A 24,549-nucleotide genomic window follows, 5' to 3' on the forward strand; every position below is an offset into this window, starting at 1 on the left:
CTTCTTCGCCGTCGCTGGCGACATCGACTAGATATTGTTCGTCACTCAATACTTCGCTGAGTAATTCACTTATTTCGCGATCGTCTTCGACTAACAACAGTTTCATGATTTATCTCTTTTTTTCTTAACTACACTACGAGGGACAAACTGATCTTCAATTGGTGTTATGTCTGCTACTTGCTTCTCAAATAGTCGCTTGTTTACTTTACGGTAATCTTCGGCTGCTTCCGAGCAGCTCACTTGATGAAGACAATTTTGGCAGTGGGTCTAATTCCACCTACTAATTTCTAAGTCAGAAAGCTGCAATCTCATTGTTCGCCTTCACAAAACGACTAAATTAAATCCACGAGACAACTCTTACTTTACACTACTTTATATTAAAATTGAATCATTCGGCTATTATCCTTATCCACGATGGACAAAGTCTCGTCAAGCCAAGTACGAGGGCAGTTTTAGATTATGATTTAATTGTAAAAAACGAGATAAGTATAAATAACTAACTAAATCTCTACACAACACATACTTTGAAATTGATATCTGAACTTTTAAAAACTTGAAACTTCGACGTATAGCAACTGTTTTTAGCTAAAAATACTAAGATTTTTACTAGTTTGTTACTTTTTTGTTCCGAGTTCGTTACTTTGATCGGTTTATTCTAAAGGCGGAAATTAATTTCCACTGCATCTATCCCTATTGCTATCTAGTCTAGAGGAACAATTTTTTGGTTATGACTTCTTCTTTATCTCAACTCACTAACTCCCAAAACCATTCTCACTCTATTCCCCATTACCGCCATCGCTCAATCATGACTCAGATTGCTAACGGTCGTCATGTTGTTGCTGGTGCCATTATTAACTCTCAAGTCACCGCTAACTGTTTACCCTCTGTTAATTCTGTTCAGCGCCGTAGACGCTCTAAGTCTGCTCGCCAAAAGCTTTTTAATGGCAATTATCTCTCTGTCGTTACCACTACCTCTTCCACTACTACTCAAAATAATAAAAATCATATTGTGGCCGATAGTTATCTCGCTGCCTGAAACATAATCAGCTTGTTTTTAATAGCGATTTTTTCCCTTTAATTGTAATTTAATCTAACTTTTACCAACATAATGTCATCTGGCTTTTTCCAACGTAAATCTCCTTTGAGCCAACTCAAAGACCAATTTTTTGGTAACCCTGAGCAATCTCTCAAGACTGCTTATGAGGCTGCTTCTAAAATTAAGACGATTGAAAACCACTATTTCAGTGGCTATCGTGTTCCCATTGAATCTCTACAAAACGACCGCTTACAAGCTGAAGTTCTGGAAAATTTGGAGATTTTGCAAGCTGGAGTGGACCAATTTAACTCTAGCAGTTCCGCCTCAGGCAAACTCGGTTCCAATCATCTCGAGAAATTGATTTTTGCCGAAGGGATTTTAGCTAACTATAATCAATCTGGCTCCCCTGCTGCCTTGGTTCCCCTCTCTGAGCCTCCAGCATCTGGCTCCTCCTTATCTACTAATCAGGTAGTCGATGTCCCCTCCAGCACTGCTCCCATCTCTCCACCCCGAGCCCGCACTCAGCAGCCTCGTAATGTTTCTAACCCGGTTAATAACTTTTTAAACACTGGCTCGGTTGGTAAAACTTTTGACAAGATTAAAAATGACTTCAATCCCAAGTCTGAGCAAGAGGTAGTCAATGAGTTTCGCCGTTCTCGTGCCATAACTAAAGTTGCAGTGCGGCTATTAGCCTTACTGATTGTGATCCCGATTTTGACTCAGCAAGTCTCCAAGCATTTTGTGATTGCACCTATCGTCCAGGAGTATCGTGGTGATACTCCGGTTTCTCTCGATGAGTTAAATTCTGAATGGCGCGAAGAAGCACTCATGGAGCTTAATGCCTATGAAGAAGAGCTGAAGATGGAGCATATGTTCAAAGGTGTTCCTCCTATCGCTCCTGAAGTTCTCGAAGAGAAAGTTCAAGAGGAAGCTAATGAAATTGCTACTACTTACCATCGTAAAAATATCAATTCCATTAGTAATGTCTTCGCTGATTTTGTCGGTCTATTTGCCTTTGCCCTGGTGCTCTTAATTCGGCGCCGAGATATTGAGACTCTCAAGTCCTTTGTGGACAATATTATCTACGGTTTGAGTGATAGTGCCAAAGCCTTTGCCATTATTCTGTTTACCGATATGTTTGTCGGTTTCCACTCTCCTCATGGTTGGGAAGTTCTCTTGGAGAGTATGGCTAATCACTTAGGTGTTGCCGCTAATCATAGTGCTATTTCCCTGTTTATTGCGACGGTGCCGGTGGTGATGGATACCATTGTCAAGTACTGGATCTTTAGATATCTCAGTCAAATGTCTGCTTCCACTGTTGCTACTCTCAAGGAAATGGATGATTAATTTTGTTCCCTTTTCCTTCAATTGCTTTCTCTCAAGTTGATTTATGAACTTATCTTTTATAGTGATCGACAATTTTTTAAAGCGTAAAGCTAAAAACTAACTATCTTAAGTTCATACTTCAAACAAGCAATGCCTATTTTCTTCTTGTTTTAGACACTCTACACTTTGAGTTGACTGTACGGAAGTTGAAGTAATTATTACCTCATTAATCTTCATTCTTGATATTGTCTTAGTTTATGTAGATTTAATTGACTGCTAAATCTATCTGTGGAAGAAATTTGGCTTCGGTTAATTATTGTATTAGTTCAATAATCTCTACCTCAGACGTCTCAATTAGCAGTATCAATGCAGGTTAAATGGAAAAAATTAATCGTAAAAACAACTGTTTGGTTATTCATAGAGGTTTTATTTAGCTTCCTGGGTCTAGATAACCTAGCTGATTATAGCGAGTTTGTGTTCGAGAAGTATCTTGCCGATTCCGACTCTAGAAAATCAAGCTTAATTGTTGATAATCTAGCCATGACTACACCAGGAGGTAACAGCCCAGACTCTCATCAATAGAGATTCTTATTTATATTTGATGAGAATTAGAGTAGAGTTAGCAAAGCTTCTTGGTGTAAGGACTCGACAATATATCCCAAAATTCATCTGTAACATTAGGTTGAGTAAAAGCAATTTTGAAGACCTCGCGCAACACATTTTTGATTTCTCAAAAACTATTGGTCTTCTAAAGTTGCCTTAAAAAATTCCATAATTTTGACCGCTGTTAATTCAGAAGCATATCGTTCAATTTTTAGTCCATTTAGTTTAAGGAAAACATTATGTTACTCTTATTTGCCATTGTTGTATTTGCTCTTCCCCCAGTTTCGATCGCCCTAATTGTTTTTGCTCCTGATGCCTATGACTAAAAAACTAATAACCAGTCAAACATAACTACTTGTTTGATTTTTTGATACTAACCGCTAAGAAATGATGATGTATTTTTCTCGATTGATAAGTCCCACGCTATTAGGTTTATTTCTTACTACCTGTCTTACTAGCCCAGTTCAACCTGCTGAAACAGTCTCAAAATCCAATGGCAAGATTGTCTTCTATTCATTTTTTGAGTATGTTTCTTCTGATGGTATCTATGCCGTCAACCCTGATGGTTCTGAACTGCAACAGCTAATTAACTTTGGTATAGAACCAACTTGGTCTCATGACGGTAGTCAAGTTGCGTTCGCCTGGGATGGTTCAATCTGGACAATGAACGCCGATGGAAGTAGTCCATCAAGAATTACTGATCCCAAAGCGGGAGCATTTAGCCCTAACTGGTCTCCTGATGATAGCAAAATTGTCTTTTCTGGATCTGAAGACTCTAAATATATCTATGACCTCTATATAGTGAACTCTGACGGTTCTCAAGAGCATCAACTCACCGATCATAAGCTCACTAGTAATAATGCTCAATCTCCCGTCTGGTCGCCTGATGGTAATAAAATTGCCTTTGTTCTTTTCCCACAGAAATGTTGTGGTAATGAAGATGCTGAAATTTATACTATCGATGCCGATGGTTCTGACTTACAGCAGCTAACCAACAATAGCGAGTATGATTTAGCACCTAGTTGGTCTCCCGACGGCAGCAAGATTGTTTTTAGTAGCGGGCTTCAGAGCTTTGATATTTATATAATGAATACCCAAGGAGACCAATTTAAACAGCTTACCAATACTAAAGATCAAGAGAAAAATCCTAGCTGGTCTCCTGACGGTAGCAAAATTGTATATGATCGCGGTAATGTTTTGTTCACCATGAATACTGACGGTACAAAGCAAACTCAGTTAGTAAAACCGCAAATAGCAGGATTAGACATCAACCCTGACTGGCAATCTTTAGCTTCGACAATATAGGTTAAATTAACTAATCAAAACCATTACTTCATTACTTTAAATCTTTTTAGCAGAAATTTAGATGTTATTTATCCTGGCGATCCCAAGGCTAGCGTAGCTAATCGTCAAGACCTCTATTAACTAATAACAAATTTATCAAGCAAATTACAGCGAAAATTTAACTTAAAATCATGGAACTTCTTTATCAATATGCATGGCTAATTCCATTGCTACCGCTCTTAGGAGCAGCAATGGTTGGAGCTGGTCTGATATCGCTCAATAAATTTACCAATAATCTTAGAAAAATCAACGCTGTCTTCCTGATCTCTCTGATAGGGAGTGCGATGGTACTCTCATTTAATTTACTCTGGAGTCAAATTCAGGGACATGAAGCTTATTCCCGGACAATTGAATGGGCAGCAGCAAGTGATTTTCATATCACGATGGGCTATACCATCGATCCTCTCAGTTCTCTGATGTTGGTCATTGTGACTACTGTAGCTTTTTTGGTGATGATCTACACCGATGGTTATATGGCTCACGATCCAGGTTATGTAAGGTTCTATGCCTACTTGAGCATTTTTAGTTCCTCAATGTTAGGTTTAGTTGTTAGTTCTAACCTGGTACAGATATATGTGTTCTGGGAATTAGTCGGTATGTGTTCTTATCTGCTGATTGGTTTCTGGTTTGAGCGGCAAGGTGCTGCTGATGCCTGTCAAAAAGCTTTTGTAACTAACCGAGTGGGTGACTTTGGCCTCTTACTGGGAATACTTGGTTTGTATTGGGCTACAGGCAGTTTTGATTTTGGATTCATGGGAGAACGTCTACAAGACTTAGTTTCCTCTGGTGCTTTGCCAGGAGGACTGGCAGCTCTGTTTGCAGTGCTAGTTTTTCTAGGACCAGTAGCAAAATCAGCACAATTTCCTCTCCATGTTTGGCTACCAGATGCCATGGAAGGTCCTACGCCTATTTCTGCTTTAATTCACGCTGCCACTATGGTTGCTGCCGGAGTTTTTCTCATTGCTCGGATGTATCCTGTATTTGAGAATATTCCAGTAGTGATGAATACCATCGCTTGGACAGGAGCTTTCACTGCTATGTTGGGAGCTACGATCGCTCTGACCCAAAATGACATTAAAAAGGGTCTAGCATATTCCACTATGTCCCAACTTGGCTATATGGTAATGGCTATGGGGATCGGTGCCTATTCAGCTGGTTTATTTCACCTCATGACCCATGCTTATTTCAAAGCAATGCTTTTCCTTTGTTCTGGTTCAGTAATTCACGGCATGGAAGAAGTAGTCGGACACGACCCAGTCTTAGCGCAAGATATGCGTCTGATGGGTGGTTTACGTAAACATATGCCAATCACAGCTGTGACTTTTTTAATTGGTACTCTAGCAATCTGCGGTATTCCTCCTTTTGCTGGCTTCTGGTCTAAAGATGAAATTTTAGGACTGGCTTTTGGTGCTAATCCTGCTCTCTGGTTTATTGGCTGGGCAACTGCTGGTCTGACTGCTTTTTATATGTTCCGCATCTATTTCATGACCTTTGAAGGTTCATTCCGCGGTAATGAAATGTCGATTAGACAAGAACTTCTAGTAGAGGCGAATCGTCCCGCTTTTGGTCCTGGTGCGATGAATGTTCAAGAATTAGCATCTGAAAACCACGAACATGGTCATAGTGAATCTCCTCATGAATCATCTCTCACCATGACCTTACCTTTAATGGTGTTGGCTATTCCTTCTTTCTTGATCGGTTGGCTTGGTAGACCTTGGGATAATGTCTTTGAAAAATTTATTCATGCCCCAGGAGAAATTGTTACTGAGGCCAGCCACTTTGATTGGACAGAATTTCTGATTATGGCAGGTAACTCTGTAGGTATAGCTTTGATTGGTATTACAGTGGCTTCCCTGATGTATCTTCAGCATAAAATTGAGCCAGCAGCGATCGCCAATAAGTTTCCTGCTCTTTATCGATTATCTCTCAACAAATGGTACATCGATGATATCTATGACAAGATCTTTGTTCAAAGTACTCGTCGTATAGCAAGACAGATTATGGAGGTCGATTCTAAAGTAGTTGATGGTGCAGTTAACTTGACTGGTTTAGTTACTCTCGTTGGTGGTGAAGGTTTAAAATACCTGGAAACTGGTCGTGTTCAATTCTATGCTCTAATTATTTTTGGTGCTGTATTAAGCTTCATGGTGCTATTCACCCTGACTTAGATAAAAGAGTTAATACAGAGTTAATGGACTTTGGTAGTTAGCAAGATAGGCTACTCAATGTTCAATAGCAACCAATAAGAAACACCCAACAACAAAGCGATCGCTTTACCTACAGCGATCGCTTTTTCTTATGTTTAACCACAACTTTTGGTTATAGCACTACGAGAAAATATTAGGACATCTTCTATTCCCTGTTCCCTTTGAACCAATATCTCATGTCCTAAGCTTAAAGCGTAATGCTATGGCTGATAGCTAATAATTGATAACCAAACAACTCTGAGAGCCTAAAACAGTTAATCAAAATAATCAGTAACTAATTCTTGTAACCTATATATGCTAAAGAGATCGCATCCTTTTAAGCACTTTTTTTGGATCTATTTCATTTCTGTTCCAGCTTTGTCACTTTTGTAGGACTACTATAAGTACAAGAAAAATTTGCAGATGGTAAATAAATCTCCACGGTTTTTTTGCACCCATCTTAACTTAACTTAACTTTTACTTATCAAGTCCAATGATTAATACTCATATTCCCTGGCTGACGATAGTCACCGTATTCCCGTTATTAGCTGCCTTGTTCATTCCCTTCATTCCCGATAAAGACGGCAAAACTGTCCGTTGGTATGCCTTCGGTGTTGGTCTGATTGATCTGGCTTTAATCGCTTTCGTTTCCTGGCAACATTACGATTTTCATAATCCCGCATTTCAGTTAGTCGAGACCTATTCCTGGCTCCCCCAACTCGGTCTGAGTTGGTCTCTGGGTGCTGATGACCTCTCTTGGCCCTTAGTCATGCTCACTGGAGTCGTCACTACTCTGTCGATCTTTGCCGCTTGGAAAGTTCAAACTAAGCCCCGCTTGTTTTACTTCCTCTTGTTGGCCATGTATAGCGCCCAGATTGGGGTCTTCCTCGCCAAAGATTTACTCTTATTCTTCCTCATGTGGGAATTAGAGTTGGTTCCTGTCTATCTACTGATTTCCATTTGGGGTGGTCCCAAACGTCGTTATGCTGCTACTAAGTTCATTCTCTACACCGCTCTCGGTTCGGTCTTTATCTTAGCTGCTGGTCTAGCTCTAGCTTTCTACGGTGGTACTACTACTTTTGATATCGAAGCTTTAAGTCTCAAACAATATCCTCTGGCATTAGAAATTCTCGCTTACACTGGTTTCTTAATCTCCTTTGGTGTCAAACTGCCCATCTTTCCTTTCCATACCTGGTTGCCCGATGCCCACGGTGAAGCTTCTGCTCCCATCTCCATGGTTTTAGCCGGTGTCTTGCTCAAAATGGGTGGTTATGCTCTGATTCGCATGAACATTGAAATGTTAGCTGATGCTCATGTTTATTTTGCTCCGGTCTTAATCGTCTTAGGAATTGTCAATATCGTCTACGGTGCCTTCGCTGCTTTTGCACAGACCAATATCAAACGCCGTATGGCCTACTCTTCAATTTCCCACATGGGTTTTGTCTTAATTGGTATTGCTTGCTTCAACGATTTGGGTTTGAGCGGTGCCATGTTACAAATGCTCTCTCACGGTTTGATTGCTGCTAGCCTCTTCTTCCTCTGTGGAGTTGCTTACGAACGCACCCATACTTTGTGGCTGGATGAAATGAGTGGCTTGGCTCAGAAAATGCCCAAAACCTTCGCTCTGTTCACTGCCGGTTGTTTTGCCTCTTTAGCTCTTCCTGGTATGAGTGGTTTTGTCGGCGAGATTACTATCTTCCTCGGTTTAACTACCAGCGATGCTTACACTCCTACTTTCAAAGCTGTGGTAATCATCTTGGCGGCAGTTGGATTGATTATGACTCCCATCTACTTGCTCTCGATGCTCAGAGTCCTCTTCTATGGTGCGGAAAATCCGGTCTTAAGTGTCAAAGACCTAGTTTGGTCCGATGCTAAACCTCGTGAAATCTTCATCACTGCTTGTCTTTTAATTCCCATCATTGGAATTGGTTTCTATCCTAAGTTAGTCACTCAAACTTACGATGCTAAAACTACCGAAGTAGCAGCACATGAACACCACATTTTAGCTCACACTTCACAGATGCCTGAACTCTATGCCTCAACCAAGAATCATCTTGTGCCTGAGCTGCCACACACTGAAACTCTCGGTTTACTTAGTGTCAACGAGTTCGAGCGATTCACTCTCTCCAACATCAGCTAGTTGCTTCTTACCTGAATGTACTAAATAGAACTCAATTGAATAATCGAGAACAGAAGGTAGGTGAAACAAAGCTAAACTTTTGGCTCATCTCCAAAACCTACCTTCACTGTTTTCTCACTATTTGATTTCTTCCAGTTAATACAGTTATCAGCTCAAACATAGCTTTTCTATGAATTCATCACTTTTCTCTCTTTCTCTTTCATCTCGTTATAGTAGCTTTTTACCTCGATTTTCCAAGCTCGCAAGTGTCAATATTTTCTCCAACATGATGATCCCCTTAGCAGGAATCTGCGACACTGCTTTTCTGGGTCATCTCGCAGATATCCGATACTTAGCAGGAGTAGTTTTAGGAGGTATATTATTTGATTATATCTATCGCATATTAAAATTTTTTCGTAGCGGCACTAATGCCATTACTGCTGAAGCAGTAGGTGAAGATAATCATCAAAAAATTCTTTTAGCAGGTTTAAGAGGTGCTGTAGTTGCCCTGGCGATCGCATCAGTCATTTTAATCTTACAATACCCAATTCATAAACTTGGTTTTGCTATCTTATCGGGTTCTCCAGACATTGAAGCTTTCGGGCTTGATTACTTTAATGCTCGGATTTGGGGAGCACCAGCAGTTCTGCTTAACTTCGTTCTTATCGGTTGGTTTTTAGGACAAGAAAAAAGTGCTGTGGTACTAGCAATTTCCATAATCGCTAATGGCTCTAACGCTATTTTAGATTATCTAATGATTAATCAATGGGGCTGGGGAAGTATGGGAGCTGGATTTGCTACAGCATTAAGTCAATATCTAGCACTAATTGTTGGTTTGATCGGTGTCGCTATTAGTATCAAGTGGAAAACGTTACCCTCAGCTTTGAATGAGGTCTTCGATTGGCAAGCCCTAAAATCTATTGTTATGCTCAACGGCAATATTTTTATTCGCTGCCTAGCAGTAATTACTGCTTACTCATTATTCACCAACCTAAGCGCAGGTATGGGAACTGAGATAATTGCCATCAACGGATTATTGCTACAGATTGTACTTCTCAGTCAATATACAATTAATGGTATTGGTCTTACTACCCAAACGCTAATTGGAAACTTTAAAGGGAAGGGTGAAACTGAACAAATGATACCTTTATTAACCGTCTCTATTTTTTCCGGCGTAGCAATTTCATCTATATTTTCCATAATAACGATTCTGCATCCTCAAGCAATTTTGGGTTTACTCACCAGTCATACCGAAGTCAGTCAATCGGCGATCGCCTACTTAACCTGGTTACTGCCGCTTTCGACCTGTTGTGCAACTGGTTACATTCTGGAAGGATATGTTGTTGGCTTAAAAGAAGGGACTATACTAAGAAATTCTGCTTTAACCGCTTTAAGTTTAGGATTTACTCCTATGGCTGCGATTTCTTGGCATCTTCAAAGCAATCATCTACTTTGGTTATCATTGACTCTTTATATGGCAACACTAGCAATTGCTTTAGTCGTGAATATTTTTTCACTTCAGAGTAACCAAAATTTGGCATTACAGAGCGAGTTGAAATAATCAGATTAGTTCCCAATTCAAATTTGAAATTTTTTTCAGTCATCAAAGTATTAATCAACTCTTTTAACAAAAATTACTTTCTCAATGAAACGTAAAACTCAAAGTCTCCCACCTCTCTGTATCTAACAAAAATAAAGGGCAGAATAATACATTCTCTTTCTTCACAGATGAAGAGTCGGGAGAAACTGAGAGTTTAGCTTAAATAACAGTAGAAAAAAATCTACATAAGTAGGTAGACAGAATAATTTATGAAACCATACTATTGAGCTGTTTCTCTGTTCCCTGTTCCCTATTTTCTTGCCGTAGGCATTTTATATTTAATTACACCCACCTACTTATATATTTTAATCTAATTGATTAACCTACTTGATATTAAATATCTTTAGGGAGCATCCCACTTTTGCACACTCCTAATTTCTGTTTTTTGTCAAGTGTATAAAAACCTTGGAAAAAAGGTCATTTTAGCAATGAGTATAATTACTTAATCGAAAAAGTGGGATGCTCCCATATCTTTAATCGTGTAACTAATTTTTTTATTACTTTTAGTAACTACTAAATAAACCAAGCTTTTTATATCTTGTTTGTCAAGTAAAAAGTTTGGTTTATTTTTTAGACTACCTACTTATGTAGTTTGGATTATTTATCTATAAAGATACCAACTAGTAAATCAAAGAGTAAAGCTATCAGCTACCAACCAATTAAATAGGGTTTTAAACCTGATAGCTAACTACGGGTGAGCAAGATTATTTTAAGATAAAACTCACTTTACTCGAACAAGCTCTGAATTTTTAATCAGCTATTTAGTTACTATACAAGTAACTAATTCAACACTTTGAGCCATTAGGTATTAGTTTTCAATTAAAATTGGGAGTTTTTTATTTTTCTTGTTCCGATTTTGTCACTTTTTTTGATTAATGTATATGGTGTAGAAATTAATTTATAGCTCTTAATTCCCAAGCCATGAAATTCGATTTAAATTTATTAAAAGTTCTTCCATTAGCAACATTATCAATTGCACTTTTAGCACCAGGAAAAATTGCTGAAGCTGCTGGCGGTTACGGTGCTGAGACTGGTTACGGTGCTGAGACTAGTTACGGTGCTGATGCTGGTCATGGTCCTGCTACTGGCGGATATGGTGCTGAAACTGGTTACGGTGCTGATGCTGGTCATGGTCCTGCTACTGGCGGATATGGTGCTGAAACTGGTCACGGTGCTGATGCTGGTCATGGTCCTGCTACTGGCGGATATGGTGCTGAAACTGGTTACGGTGCTGATGCTGGTCATGGTCCCGCTACTGGCGGATATGGTACTGATGCTGGTCACGGTGCTGATGCTGGTCATGGTTCCGCTACTGGCGGATATGGTGCCGATGCTGGTCACGGTGCTGATGCTGGTCATGGTCCTGCTACTGGCGGATATGGTGCCGATGCTGGTCACGGTGCCGATGCTGGTCACGGTGCTGATGCTGGTCACGGTGCCGATGCTGGTCACGGTGCTGATGCTGGTCACGGTGCCGATGCTGGTCACGGTGCCGATGCTGGTCACGGTGCTGATGCTGGTCACGGTGCCGATGCTGGTCACGGTGCCGATGCTGCTGGTGGTCCTCTAGGAATTCCTGAGTTCCTTGTCTCTAAAAAAGCACAGCGAATTGAATTTTTCAGTTTCTTAACTGCAATTGGTTTAGGAATAATTATTCCTGAGTTTGTTTATAAACCTAGAAAGAATAGTCAATCGCAAAATTCTAGCGCAAATCAGCAAGAACAAACAGCAGAAATCAAACAAGATACTCCATCTTTAAAAGTTGTTTCTGAAAATACAAAAACACTAAGTGTAGCTGCTGACAATACAGAAAAATCTAACAATCAAGACACGATTGAATTTAAAAATCAAAGCGAGCAAGATCAAGAAGATCAGAAAGCTGCCTAAATAGATAATTTTAACAAGTAACAAAATCGCAAAACTGTAGTAAAAAATAGAATCATGAATAATACAATGGGTGTTCAAAGCAATAATCGTTCTTTCGAGTCTAGATTCAGTCTTAAGCGGATGTTTAAAAGTCTCGATAACTTCCAAGACGTACTTGTCTTCGGCTGCGGGATTGCTTTGGTATTTAAAATGTGTCTGGTCTTAGTAGATACTTTTATGGGATTAAGCGCAGGAGCAGATATTAAGCAAGTTACTGGTCAAAGTCTCTTTTTATTAATCTTAGTAGAATTATTCCGCCTAGTGGCAGTTTATTTAAAACATCATCGCATCTATGTGGGCGTAGCGGTAGAACTTGCTGTTGTATCTGCCTTAAGAGAAGTAATTGTTGAAGGTATAATTCACCTGAGTGCAATGCACATCTTCGCTATCTGTGCTTTCTTAGCCTCTATGGGAGCTCTGATGTTTATTAGCTATAAAGTCGAAGATTTACCAAAAGAACACTAATCTACATTAATTAAATAATGTTGAGTTTATAATAAACATTCCAATTCTTACCTAATTGGAATGTTTTTATATTTAGAATTCGTAGTTAATAGTGAACAAGTTTAAATAAAGATATATACAGGTTGCCAATAAAATCTGTAATAGCTGTTCCAAGTAATTAGGGTTTACTTAGATCAAATAAAGGAAGTTATTAGTAGTTAGTACATGAGGCGAACCAAATCGCCTTTGTTAGTAGTTAGTCATTCAAATATAGTCTTGAACTATACCTAAACGGAGACACTATAAAGACAGTGGAGTCTTATACTCAATTTGTTTTTAGTACTTAATTTAAACTAAAAACTAAAGACTAATGACTAAAAACTTTGATAAAAAAATACCTCCTATCTCATTGAATATTTTGTTAATCAATGTAAGTAGATTTAGCATAACTACTACTTAGTTTATTTTTCTACTGGTTATTAGAAGCTAATTTTTCTTCAGAAGTAATATCATTTGAATCTGATTCTCCCGCAATCGCCAAACGCACAATTAAAACTGAACAAGGCGCATGATGAGTAACATAGTTACTAACACTACCAAGAAACATTTCTTTAATGCCTTTAAGACCACGACTGCCAACCAAAATTAAATCAGCTTCCCAAGTATCTGCTAATTCACAAATCGTCCGTCCTGGATTGCCAGTTAATTGAGTGTATTCAGTGGCTACTCCTTCTTCTGTTGCTTGCTGAGTTAGTTGCTGTAAAAAATCAATGCCCCACTGTTTATACTCTTCTAACTTTTCGTGATACATTTCGTAATTACGATCATCTACTATTGGATAATAAGCATAAGTTGGCAACATAGGATAACCTGCTTCTTCATCCGATAAAACGTGCAAGAGCATCAAAGTTGAACCAGTCGTTTTGGCAAGTGCTACTGCTGAATTAAAGACAGACTTGTTTCTTTCGGAACGGTCTACTGCTACCAGGATTCTATTGATCATCTTAATTTACCTCTAATCCACCTCTTTAAGCGTTAAATAAATAATACTTTGAGACTGATAATTCTTTTGTATACAACCAAGTTGAGGAACTTGTGAAGATTTTTGATCGTGTCACAAAAAAAGATTGTATTGAGAGAAATTGAAACTTGATTTAATTTTCCTCTAGGGAGCTTTTTAATCAGTGTCGTGGTATTCTCTCGACTATAATACCTATAACTATTTTGATAATAAATCTAGTAGAAGATAGATTACTCTCATTTGCTTATTAATTTTTAACGTATAATCATAATTAATTAAGCTATTTTAAATAAAAGAAACTTTACTCAAATCATTCTCTCCTTAACTAGATATCTAAAAGCAGAGAGCGGTGCGATCTATAAGAAAATCTGGCGATCCAACTTACAGTCAGTGCAGATACTCCACTAACCAAGTTGCGTTTTTTTATATCAACTATTAAAGATAAAAATGAACGTAAAATCCTGTCGTCAAAGAATTAAAGCTAATAATTCTAACGTACCTATTATCTTAGTTGTAGAAGATGATGAAGATAACCTACTGTTTATTTCCCAAACGCTAATTTTATTAAACCATAATTTTGTTACAGCAGATACAGGCAAAGATGCTCTAAATTTAGCAACTAAATATGAGATAGATCTAGTTATTCTTGATTTAGTACTGCCAGATATAAATGGATTTGAGGTAATTAGTCTTCTTAAACAACATAAATTAGCTAAAAATATGCCCATTATCGCTATTTCTGCTCTAGCTAGAAAGCAAGAAATAGATAGAGCTTTTGAGGCTGGTTGCGATGATTATCTAAGTAAACCCTATTTTATTGAAGACCTAAAACAGAAAATTCGCCACTATTTAGCTTCTTTTTTTCAAAAAAACATATTTGAAAACTCATTTTGCTCATACAAGCTATCTGCTATCTGCTAGCAGCTTCTGCGTAAACTAGCTTAACAATATACTAAAATTTCCTCTACCCTTGAAAAACTACACAGAAACAATTGAATATCATTTTTTACTGGTTCTTCGCAGTTTCAGTACCTCATGGTTACTATTGATTCTGTCTTGGTCAACTTTTTATGAAAAAATTAATTAATCAATATTTATACATTTAATCTTTTGAGGATTGATCTGAAACTGAATTTTAGTGCGATTGCGTTTTCCTGCCAACTCTTGTGCTTCGTGAATATAATCATCTTGGTTAAGTTGTTCGATAGTACGCCATAAAATTTTGTTGTTACGAGACTTATTACTACCTAAAAGATCGAGATTTTTAAGTAAACAATTCTTAGATATTAATAGATACTGACCATCCCTTAATCGATCCCACTTCATTCTGCTGGCTAAATAAATCAGTAGCTTAGATTTATAGTCGCGTTTAGCATTGCCTCCTGACCTTTCTTTAATATCAATAGTGCTCGAAAAAAGCACATCATGATCTGGTCTTGACGAACCTTCAAAAAACTCAAGCGCAACAGTGTAGGCATCAGCTAGTTCGTAGGTATAGTCTGCCGCCTTAGCTAAATCAAAATTACGGGGAACCTTGTCAATTTCGTAATCTCGAATGCGAAGAATACTTTTGACAGTAACTTTAGCACCCACTTGCTCTCCCTTTTGCAAGGAACGAGCAAAGACTAATTCTGTACGATGCAAAGCTACCAAATCTTGGTTTAGTTGCGATCGCACACGGGCAGTAAATCCACCATCTTTGGTTTTAGAGTATCCTAAACTCTCTAGCAAATCATTAGAACGAAAGGATATCAAAGGACCATTACCCTGACCAGCTGCTTCTCGATATAAATAGAGAATGATACTTACTTGTCTCGGATTCAAGAAAGTCAGCAGAGCTAAAAACAAACGCTGAATTCGACAGTCACTGATTTTTTCTAAAGCTTTATTGATCCCTATATCGTTACAAACACTTAAGTCTAAATCATTATATTGAGCCTCTAATTCGCTCCATTCAGCTTGAGAAAGCTCATTTAGGGCAACACGTCGAGTAACTGCTAACTCTCGGTCATCTTCAGGATCGGCATCAACCTGCATCTCCAGATAATAACTGCTTTTATCTTTCCTGAGAATTGGCAATCGTACATCAGGATTTCTGAGGGATGCTGAGGCTCTAGGTAATACCATCAATAGCTGCCCATCCACCGAAAAAAATTCGTTAGCTTCTCTTTCACTCACTACTTTAATGTCATATCTATAAATATCTTCTATAAAAATATTAACCTTAAATTCTCTTGATTCAGAAACAGTAGCAGTCTCTAAAGTTTACATAACTTAAACTTTACCTGTGAAGCTCGCGTACGATTTTACCTGTGAAGCTCGCGTATTTTTTTTTCTTCTACCTGTGAAGCTCGCGTACAGTTTTACCTGTGAAGCTCGCGTATTTTTTTTGGCTTTTCAAAATTAAAAAACCAATCATAACAGTACCTTGTGAGATTTCACCTGTGAAGCTCGCGTATAGTTTTACCTGTGAAGCTCGCGTATTTTTTTTTCTTCTACCTGTGAAGCTCGCGTACAGTTTTACCTGTGAAGCTCGCGTATTAGTAACTTTATACTATTGAATTAGTATTTTTACCAATGTTAAGCTGCGAGAGAACTAAAGAAAAACAGAGGGAGATTGAGTAGAGACCAAAAAAGTTTAGTAATCCAGTAAAGCCACTGTAAAAAAATAATTCAGTAACTTATCAGCTCCATTTTAAATTTGCACATAAAAATAGAGCCTAGATTCCATGCGATGAATATAAACACAAATCTAAGCCCCACCTACAAACCATTGTCATTTCCCTGGCAGGGGAAACGGCAAAAAATGATAATTATCCAAACATAGTTATTATTCTACCGTTAATCTTTTGAGATTGAAAGCAAAATGCCAAAATTTTTAATTAAATTTAGCATTTGTGGGCTTTGTAGTGCTTATTCAACATGGGATTAAGGCTTCAAACAAAATTTGAAAGTCTTTAATCTAATGACCCAGCAACCAACTTTATCTCCTAACCAATCTCAAATACGAAGCAATTATAATTCAGCAAAACTAAATGATAATACTCTACTACCCAATCAATTAACTTCTGCTCAATATCAAGAACTTAATCTAGGCAGTGGTATTCATCCGGATCTAATCAAGCTCAACTTTTTTCATTTAGCAGGAAATACAGCATTAGATCGTTTGTTTATATCTGATCGCCTGAGCAGAATTAATACAGGTGCAGTTAGCTATAGTGTACTCAAGCGTTATCGACATGTTGAGCAAGGAGGTTGGTGGGTCTCGGGAGTTAATGTTCTCAACAATTATCAAGACGATCTCTGGGGGCAGTTTAAACCACTTCAGCCTCGACTATCGGCAGATAAGGGCAAGATTATTAAATATGAAGCTCCGCCAAAACACCCGACGGGAATAATTGCGCTCAAAGTTTCTCAATATATATGGCTCAAAATCGCCGAACAAAATAATGTAAAACTATTTTTCTCTGCTCTAGCTTTTAAACTGCGGGACAGAAATGAACCAATATCTTTTTGGGAATGGGTAGTAAACCATCCTGAAATTCCCCTAGTTATTACCGAAGGAGCCAAAAAAGCTGCTGCTTTGTTGAGTCAAGGCTATGCTGCGATCGCTCTTCCTGGTGTCTTCAATGGTTATCGTCAACCAAAAGATGAATTTGGACGCAAAACTGGTTTGGCTAAACTCATACCGCAACTTGAAGTCTTTGCTCAACCTGGACGGACAATTTATTTTGCTTTTGATCGGGATACCAAAGCTAATACTATTGCTAATGTCAATAAAGCGATCGCCAAAACAGGAAAACTCTTAGTCAGAGCTGAAGCTCAGGTAAAAGTGATTAGTTGGTTAGAACCAGCCAAGGGAGTTGATGACCTAATTGTTACTCATGGTTCAGAAGCATTCCATCACGCTTACAATAACGCACTAACTTTAGAAACCTGGTTAGTTCAAACTCAAGTGCAACTTACCTATCCAATTAACATAAATCTCAATCAACGCTACTTAGGTTCTCTAGCTAATTCAAAAAAAGAAAGATCTGTTCCCCGTTCCTTATTCCCTGTTCCCTCTCAGACCAAGTGCACTCAACTAGAAGATAATCAAAAAGACACTGACCAGAATCAAGTATCTATCCCAACAGATAATGTTTTATCAGCAGCCTCTGAATCAACCTTAAAAATTCCCGATGATGCCCAACTTATATGCCTAAAATCCCCCAAAGGTACAGGGAAAACTCATTTACTCGAACAAATTGTCAATCAAGCCACTAGAGAGGGAAAATGGGTTTTGCTATTAACTCACCGCATTCAACTTGGTGAAGCACTATGTCAAAGAGTAGGATTGCCCTACCTGACCGAAATAAAGACAGTTGAATACGGTACTGTACTGGGTTATGGACTGTGCATTGACTCCTTACATCCTAATTCTGGTGCTAGATTTGATGCCAATAACTGGGAAGATGGAATAGTAATTATTGATGAAGCGGAACAAGTTATTTGGCATTTACTCAATTCAGCAACCTGTACTCAAGAGCGAGTTGAGATTTTATCCCAGTTTAAAACCCTAATTCAAAATAATCTTTCTGGAGAGGGAAAAGTCTATTTAGCTGATGCAGATTTATCAAATGTCGCGATTGACTACATTGTTTCCCTTGCTGGTTTTCATGTCGAACCCTTTGTGGTTGTAAACGATTGGCAGCCTCCAGAAGAGCAACGCTGGACAATTTATAACTACGAAGAGAAAAATCCCGCTCATTTAGTTCGTGATTTGGTTAGTCATATTCAAGCTGGTGGCAAACCATTTATTAGTTGTTCAGCTCAAAAACTACAATCGAAATGGGGTACTCAAAATTTAGAATCTTATTTGCAGCTAGAATTTCCCCATAAGAAAATTTTGCGTATCGATTCCGAGACAGTAGCCGATCCTCATCATAGTGCTTATGGTTGCATTGCTCATCTCAATGAAATATTACCGCTTTACGATATTGCGATCGCCTCTCCATCAATTGAAACCGGAGTCAGTATTGAATGTAAACGACAGATTACTCCCTATACTCAAATTCCCCTAGCATTTAAGCTTTTATTACAAGGCATTATCACATCTCTAGGAAAAGTAACTACTATACCCCACTTTACTTCCGTCTGGGCGATCGCCCAAGGAGTACAGACAGCCGATTCGATTCGTCAAGTACTAGCCCGTAACCGTTCCCCTGTTCCTCGTTATCTTTGGGCTGCTAAAAGAGGTTTTCATAAATGTATGGTTGGTAATGGAAGTGCAGTCAAAAAAGCTTTGATTGCTAGCACTAAGAACAAAGCGAGTACTAATATTCGCTTCTTACAGGCTGCTGATGCTTCCTTATGCGATCTCGATCTCAATTCTAATTTCCAACCAGAATCGCTAAATACTTGGGCAAGAAGAGGGTGCTATATCAATCTCACCATGCAAAACTATCGTAGATCTATTATTGAAGGATTAATTAGAGAAGGACATCTAGTCACTACTCCCCCCGATCCTCAAGCAGACATACTAAATTCTGCATCAGATATAGAAGCACAACTAAAACAGGTAGCCAACACCAAATATCAAGTTGAATGTGGTCAGATAGCAAATTCGCCCAATCCCACAGATGCAGAATATCAAAAATTAAAAGATAAACGCGCCAAAACTAAACCAGAAAGATGGACTGAACGTAAAGGCAACTTAGTTAGAAGATATGGCGAAGACATTCCCATTACCACAGAATTGGTCACTCAAGACGATCAAGGTTGGTATTCCAAAATACTTTTTCATTATTATCTTACCGTCGGTAGACCTTATCTAATCCAACGGGATTCACGACAACTTCGAGCGATCGCTGCCAACACTAAGAATCGTCTCTGGCTACCAGATTTCAATCGCAGTTTACTATCGACTCCCTTAAGACTATTAGAAACTTTAATTACTGGTTTACTTAAACCTGGAGTTAAACATCGAGGTAGCGATCCCAATTTACAATTAATAGCTGAATTAGCATTATCGAATCAGAGAGAATTAAAGACATTTCTCGGTTTGACAATAGTTAAATCAGACACACCAATTAAAATTGCTCAGAAACTACTCAGTCTTTTAGGTCTTAAACTTACTTACATCGGTCGTCTTGGTTCCAGAAAAACAAGAGAACGAGTATATGTCTTTAAACCGCCTGATGATAGTAGGGAAAGAATTTTTGCATCCTGGCTTCAGCGAGATCAAACTCTAATGCCAGCCAAACTAACAAATAATTCTTCAACTACCTCCAGTAATTCCAATTTACTTTCGGTGTCCACTATCGGGAAAGATAATTCTTTATCCCCTGATACTGACTCTAGTAAAGCAAAAAAACAATTAGCTTCCCCCTATTCAATTCAACCGGGAACGATAGTTAAATGGCTGAGGAATAAAGAACAATGGATCGTCAAAGCAACTACTGGAATAGTCGCTAAGATTATCAATAAACAAGGAGAGGAAACTATAGTCAACTGCCAAGAACTACAATTCTGCTGACCAAGCCAATTTAGAAGAGAAGGAGAAACAAGAACTTGTCGCCATAGAGCTAAACTGAATCAGCTAAGAGGGAGAAATTTGGCTAGTTTCTAAATAAATAGCTGAGAATATTAACAAATAAGCTGGTTTGTATTCACAACTGGCGAATAGCAAGTAATATTGAGCATAAATTTATTTTGAGTCTTAAACACTAAATCCTAGGAATATGAGTAGTAATTTAATCCTAAAATTATGTCAGTTTTTAACCTCTCAACGTTATTCCACTTTTGGTTTTAGTTTGATTTCTATTTATCTAGCTTTAGCAACAGCCAGCTGGGGACAAAAAATACCTATAGCTGCCATATCAGAGCAACAAGCAAAACTTGCTCAAGTATTTAATCAAAATCTAAATAGCGACGACCCTGATACTATACCCCTCGGTAATGAACAAACTATTGACGAAATTCAAGTTAACTTTGTCGATCGCAACAATCAACCAGTAACTGGAAAAACTAAACCAAATATTATTATCCAAGAGTTTGAACTCAAACCAGGAGACGTTTACGATCCTGAGTTGGCACAGAAAGGTTTAGATAGAGTCAACGATTTGTTCATTATTAAGCGTGGTACTCTTGACCTCAAACCATCAACGACAAACAATAATGTAGTCATGGTAGTGACAGTAGAAGAAAGTAATCCTTTCTTCTTGAGATTTGGTTTGACTTTACCTCCGCCAACAGCCTTACAAGGGGCTGCCAGAACAGTAACAGTTATTCCTCAGTCCCATCGAGCTAATGGAATATCTGGTGGAGTCCGTTTGGGTTTACTTAATTTAGGTGGTACAAACAAAACAATATCTTTGGGTGTTGAAGGGGGCGCAGACACTTTAGGTTTAGACTTAGAATATCGAGATTTTTGGCGCCACGATCGCGGTTATGCAGTGAATATATTTAATCGCCAAACTGTAGAACCAGAATTTGAAAACGGAGATACTGAATTAAATTTACCAGATGGTGAGGGCGATCCTTGGATTGAGAGATTTGGTGGAGGTGTAGAATATTTTTTCCCTTTCAGTGAAGATTTTGAAGGTGCATTAGGGGTATCTTATCAAAAAGTTTCTGCTCGAGATGGTATATTTTCTGATTCATTAGAGCCAGTAGATGAAAATGGCAATCAACTAACTTTTAGTGATAATGGTCGAGATGATTTATTAACTATTAACTTTGCCAGTGTTTTAGATCGACGTAATAGTACCTCTAATCCTACACTGGGATATCGGTTACTGTTTGGTATGGATCAGTCAATTCCGATCGGTGATGCCAGTATTTTATACAACCGTCTGACTGCTAACTATACTCAGTTTTTACCTTTAAACTTATTTGGTTTTACTGAAGGAGATCGGACTTTAGTTTTAAATTTTCAAGGAGGAACAGTGATTGGGGATTTGCCTCCCTACGAAGGATTTAGCTTGGGCGGTTCTAGTTCGGTGCGGGGCTTTACTGGTGGTGAAGTGGGTACTGGAAGAAGTTTTGTGCAAGCTACAGCAGAATACCGCTTTCCGATGTTTAAGTTTGATGCTTTTAGTAACAAATTTGATGTAGGAGGCACTTTATTTGTAGACTATGGAACAGATCTCGATTCAGCAGATAGTGTTAAAGGCAGACCAGCCGAAGTCAGAGATAAACCAGGTAGTGCTTTCGGTTATGGTTTGGGTTTAAGGGTTTTGACTCGTTATGGCACTGTAAGACTAGAATTTGCTCTCAATGATGATGGAGGAAGTGCCTTTCACTTTAATATTGGTGAGCGTTTTTGATCAATTTCGTTATGATACTTGAGACAGTGCTATTTTTAAGGTGGCGAAAATTCAACTACAGATTATTAGTACTCGTGTTACTGGGTAAGTTATGCTTTTCTGTACTTTCAATCTCATCTGCTATTGCTCAAGAGGCAACACCAGATAAAACTGAGCAGAATAATATTCTATTTAACGAAATTGATATTCCTCAAAAAGTGATTGAAGACAGCCCTGTATTACAAAAGTGGCTTCAAGAAGTACCTAATATAAGGGAAGAAATTCGTTATGATCCTGCTTTTCTGACTCGTTTGCGTTTAGGTTTTAATTGGTTTCCTTCTACTGATGATGCAACTGGTTTTAATATCGGAGTGGAAGATATTTTTATCAAACGTACTGGTTTAACTTTTAGTGCAGATTATCAAATAGGAATTAATGGCGATCGCAATGCTGCTGGGGCAGATTTACACTATTTCTTATTGCCTTTAGGGAACTATGTTAATTTTGCTCCTTTGATAGGATATCGATACGTACAAAGCAATAATTTTTCTACCGATGGAGTACACTTAGGACTACGCTTGATGCTATCTTTTTCCCGTACTGGAGGAGGAGATATTTCATTCTCTCAAAGTTTTATTTCTCCAGGAGCAAATGAAGAAGTAGGCATAACTTCTGTTTCCGTTGGTTATGCAGTTTCTTCTCACTTACGTTTGGCTAGCGATTTCGAATTACAGAATTCTGAGGAAGATAATGATAATCGCTTTGGAATTAATTTAGAATGGTTACTCTACTGAATTACTTTTTGTTTCGTTCAAATTATTTCGTTCAAAAAATCATATCTTCCAACTCGGAACTTATGTTGTCATAATAGCCCTCGATAACGAATAAACAGCAAAATAACTGTCCACGAACCTAATGCGACTTTTATCGCTACTAGAATATTCAGTAAAGGAATTACCCCTCCACTAACCAGCGCACCTAATTCTCCTGGAGGTAATTCCCATCCCATTAAAGTTAATGCGGCCAGAAGAATAAATACTAGAACTGAAATTTTTTCCCAAGTAGCTGCTTGCCACTTATGATATACAGCTTCCATCCATTGAGATGAGGAAGTAATGGCAATCAAACCAATCGCTGTTCCTCCAGCCACCCCTGCCGCAAAGCCGCCACCAGGACTGAGATGACCTCTAATTGCTAATTCAATACTGACGATCGCGGCAATGGTTGCCCCCAGGCAGGCTAATACAATCGAGGGGCGATCGCTAAATTGATATACTTTTTCAGTTGGTTTTTCATTTGCCAGCAGAAAACCTACACCCAAAATCGCGATCGTAAATACTACCACTTCAAAAATCGTGTCATAGAGCCGATTCCGAAAAATTATCCCAGAAACTGCATTAGATACACCACTATCTTTTACTACTGATTCCACAATGGAAATTTCTGACCATTCTGCTACAGGATTAGGCATAGCTAGCATTTTGAAAAATAATGCTATCCCTGCTGCAATATAAACCCACTTCATTAATGTTTATCCTCCACGTTAGATACAGTTACATAGGTCAAGGTTGTCTCTGGAAAAGTTAGCTCAGTTTGCAGAATCTCAAAAAGACGACGAACTCTAATGGCAGTATCGTAAATTTGCTCGTCATCTGGTTTTACCTGTTGTCGTTTATTACAGGTAGCGTGAACTTCCTTGGTCATTAATGCCTTTTCCAAGGCTTGTGAATTAGGATATTCAACTAATTCAAGTCTTAAATGATACTTATTAACAACTTTCCTGAGATTAGTTATTATTTCTGCAAAATAACTTTCTTTTTCTATAGTCAAATCTTTAAGTATTCCCAGACGCATCACCAGAGAAGAGCGAACTGCTATCACATAAAGAGTCACTACTAACATCGTCCCTACCAAAGCTTCGGTTAAAGCTACATCTGAAGCACCTAAAACTGCATAAACTAATGCTGCTACTGCTCCTAAAATTGCTCTAATAACTAGCGCATGATAGGGATTAACTTGAAACAACAACATCAATGCAGCTAGAGGTAGTAGAGCGACAATGACGTAAACATAGTTATCAATCATATCTACAAATTTTCAATTTAAAGTTAGATATTAAAAAAAAATGTTAGTCTGATTTATCCCTTATCACTAGAACAGTATGCTAAGACATAACCTAAGACTGTATTCCAAATTGCTAAGGTAATAATTGCTAACAGTAACAATGGCCATTCACGAGGTATCTTAAGTAGTAAACCCACCACTATAGTCATTGAGCCCAGGGTATCGGCTACTGAAAGACTATGGAGTTTAAATAAAACCGATCTGTTTCCTATCAGAGGGAATGTGCCCCAAAACCAGAAAATAATGCCGATAACTATTAGGCTGTAACTTAAGATATCAATCATGCTTCGTTCAATTGCTTAATTAAATGTGCTAGTAACATCAATCCCGCTTCACCTACACTGAGAATAATGACTGCAACTACTCCAATCGACCAATCATCTCTTAAAACTGAGACAAACAGCATCATAATTGAGGTTTTAGTCGCAATACTGGCAAATGCAAGCATTTTTTGCCAGATATCATTGTCTTGCCAAGCTTCGTAAATTGGTATCAGTAAAGCCAAAATCATGGCTATTAAAATTGAGTCCAT

Annotated in this window: 20 protein-coding genes; 13 read left to right on the forward strand and 7 right to left on the reverse strand. The window is 38.3% G+C overall.

Annotated elements, in window-relative coordinates:
- Positions 1-102: 102 nt before the first annotated feature.
- Positions 103-240, reverse strand: a complete 138-nt coding sequence (locus tag PLEUR7319_RS42425; RefSeq protein WP_019503500.1) for a hypothetical protein — start codon at positions 238-240, stop codon at positions 103-105.
- Between the two features lie 487 nt (positions 241-727).
- Between PLEUR7319_RS42425 and PLEUR7319_RS0101835 the strand changes: the two genes are divergently transcribed.
- From PLEUR7319_RS0101835 to PLEUR7319_RS33855, 9 genes are all read left to right on the forward strand, one after another.
- On the forward strand, positions 728-1,036 hold the full coding sequence (locus PLEUR7319_RS0101835; protein WP_019503501.1) for a hypothetical protein: 309 nt from the start codon (positions 728-730) through the stop codon (positions 1,034-1,036).
- Positions 1,037-1,108: 72 nt separating this feature from the next.
- Positions 1,109-2,383, forward strand: coding sequence for a hypothetical protein (locus tag PLEUR7319_RS0101840; RefSeq protein ID WP_019503502.1), 1,275 nt, complete (start codon positions 1,109-1,111; stop codon positions 2,381-2,383).
- Between the two features lie 345 nt (positions 2,384-2,728).
- Positions 2,729-2,944: a hypothetical protein gene (locus PLEUR7319_RS42430; RefSeq protein ID WP_019503503.1), complete on the forward strand. Its 216-nt coding sequence runs from the start codon at positions 2,729-2,731 to the stop codon at positions 2,942-2,944.
- 429 nt (positions 2,945-3,373) lie between these two features.
- A complete protein-coding gene (locus tag PLEUR7319_RS0101855) occupies positions 3,374-4,270 on the forward strand; it encodes a DPP IV N-terminal domain-containing protein (protein ID WP_158441806.1) in 897 nt (298 codons plus the stop codon).
- Between the two features lie 170 nt (positions 4,271-4,440).
- Complete coding sequence (locus tag PLEUR7319_RS0101860) at positions 4,441-6,477, forward strand: NAD(P)H-quinone oxidoreductase subunit 5 (protein WP_019503505.1); 2,037 nt, start codon at positions 4,441-4,443, stop codon at positions 6,475-6,477.
- Between the two features lie 511 nt (positions 6,478-6,988).
- Positions 6,989-8,635, forward strand: a complete 1,647-nt coding sequence (locus tag PLEUR7319_RS0101865; RefSeq protein WP_019503506.1) for an NAD(P)H-quinone oxidoreductase subunit 4 — start codon at positions 6,989-6,991, stop codon at positions 8,633-8,635.
- A gap of 169 nt (positions 8,636-8,804) precedes the next feature.
- Positions 8,805-10,175 carry a guanitoxin biosynthesis MATE family efflux transporter GntT gene (gene gntT / locus PLEUR7319_RS0101870; RefSeq protein ID WP_026102249.1) on the forward strand — a complete coding sequence of 457 codons (1,371 nt, stop codon included), beginning with the start codon at positions 8,805-8,807 and terminating at the stop codon, positions 10,173-10,175.
- Between the two features lie 960 nt (positions 10,176-11,135).
- A complete protein-coding gene (locus PLEUR7319_RS41170) occupies positions 11,136-12,101 on the forward strand; it encodes a hypothetical protein (protein WP_019503508.1) in 966 nt (321 codons plus the stop codon).
- A gap of 54 nt (positions 12,102-12,155) precedes the next feature.
- Positions 12,156-12,605, forward strand: a complete 450-nt coding sequence (locus PLEUR7319_RS33855; protein WP_019503509.1) for a phosphate-starvation-inducible PsiE family protein — start codon at positions 12,156-12,158, stop codon at positions 12,603-12,605.
- A gap of 448 nt (positions 12,606-13,053) precedes the next feature.
- On the opposite strand, the gene PLEUR7319_RS0101885 is transcribed toward PLEUR7319_RS33855, so the two are convergent.
- The gene (locus PLEUR7319_RS0101885; RefSeq protein ID WP_019503510.1) at positions 13,054-13,587 is read right to left on the reverse strand and encodes a universal stress protein; all 534 of its coding nucleotides are present in this window, start codon (positions 13,585-13,587) and stop codon (positions 13,054-13,056) included.
- A gap of 465 nt (positions 13,588-14,052) precedes the next feature.
- Here PLEUR7319_RS0101885 and PLEUR7319_RS0101890 point away from each other — a divergent pair, with 465 nt between their 5' ends.
- Complete coding sequence (locus tag PLEUR7319_RS0101890) at positions 14,053-14,526, forward strand: response regulator (protein WP_019503511.1); 474 nt, start codon at positions 14,053-14,055, stop codon at positions 14,524-14,526.
- Between the two features lie 162 nt (positions 14,527-14,688).
- On the opposite strand, the gene PLEUR7319_RS0101895 is transcribed toward PLEUR7319_RS0101890, so the two are convergent.
- Positions 14,689-15,732 (reverse strand): hypothetical protein, encoded by a 1,044-nt coding sequence (locus tag PLEUR7319_RS0101895; protein WP_051044375.1) that lies wholly within the window; start codon positions 15,730-15,732, stop codon positions 14,689-14,691.
- A gap of 838 nt (positions 15,733-16,570) precedes the next feature.
- Here PLEUR7319_RS0101895 and PLEUR7319_RS0101900 point away from each other — a divergent pair.
- The 3 genes from PLEUR7319_RS0101900 (at position 16,571) to PLEUR7319_RS0101910 (ending at position 22,687) form a co-directional block, all read left to right on the forward strand.
- A complete protein-coding gene (locus tag PLEUR7319_RS0101900) occupies positions 16,571-20,122 on the forward strand; it encodes a plasmid replication protein, CyRepA1 family (protein WP_019503513.1) in 3,552 nt (1,183 codons plus the stop codon).
- Positions 20,123-20,327: 205 nt separating this feature from the next.
- Positions 20,328-21,914 (forward strand): BamA/TamA family outer membrane protein, encoded by a 1,587-nt coding sequence (locus tag PLEUR7319_RS0101905; RefSeq protein ID WP_019503514.1) that lies wholly within the window; start codon positions 20,328-20,330, stop codon positions 21,912-21,914.
- A 74-nt stretch (positions 21,915-21,988) separates the two neighbouring features.
- Positions 21,989-22,687 (forward strand): hypothetical protein, encoded by a 699-nt coding sequence (locus PLEUR7319_RS0101910; RefSeq protein ID WP_026102250.1) that lies wholly within the window; start codon positions 21,989-21,991, stop codon positions 22,685-22,687.
- Between the two features lie 68 nt (positions 22,688-22,755).
- Here the strand turns inward: PLEUR7319_RS0101910 and PLEUR7319_RS0101915 are convergent, their stop codons facing one another.
- The 4 genes from PLEUR7319_RS0101915 to PLEUR7319_RS0101930 are packed head-to-tail and all read right to left on the reverse strand — an operon-like array spanning position 22,756 to position 24,549.
- Positions 22,756-23,418 (reverse strand): Na(+)/H(+) antiporter subunit B, encoded by a 663-nt coding sequence (locus PLEUR7319_RS0101915; protein WP_019503516.1) that lies wholly within the window; start codon positions 23,416-23,418, stop codon positions 22,756-22,758.
- Positions 23,418-23,978, reverse strand: coding sequence for a DUF4040 domain-containing protein (locus PLEUR7319_RS0101920; RefSeq protein WP_019503517.1), 561 nt, complete (start codon positions 23,976-23,978; stop codon positions 23,418-23,420). The genes PLEUR7319_RS0101915 and PLEUR7319_RS0101920 overlap by 1 nt, the downstream gene beginning before the upstream one ends.
- Positions 23,979-24,031: 53 nt before the next feature.
- Positions 24,032-24,301 carry a monovalent cation/H(+) antiporter subunit G gene (locus tag PLEUR7319_RS0101925; protein WP_019503518.1) on the reverse strand — a complete coding sequence of 90 codons (270 nt, stop codon included), beginning with the start codon at positions 24,299-24,301 and terminating at the stop codon, positions 24,032-24,034.
- On the reverse strand, positions 24,298-24,549 hold the full coding sequence (locus PLEUR7319_RS0101930; protein ID WP_019503519.1) for a hypothetical protein: 252 nt from the start codon (positions 24,547-24,549) through the stop codon (positions 24,298-24,300). The genes PLEUR7319_RS0101925 and PLEUR7319_RS0101930 overlap by 4 nt, the downstream gene beginning before the upstream one ends.

It is taken from the genome of Pleurocapsa sp. PCC 7319, from assembly GCF_000332195.1.
Taxonomy (GTDB): Bacteria; Cyanobacteriota; Cyanobacteriia; order Cyanobacteriales; family Xenococcaceae; genus Waterburya.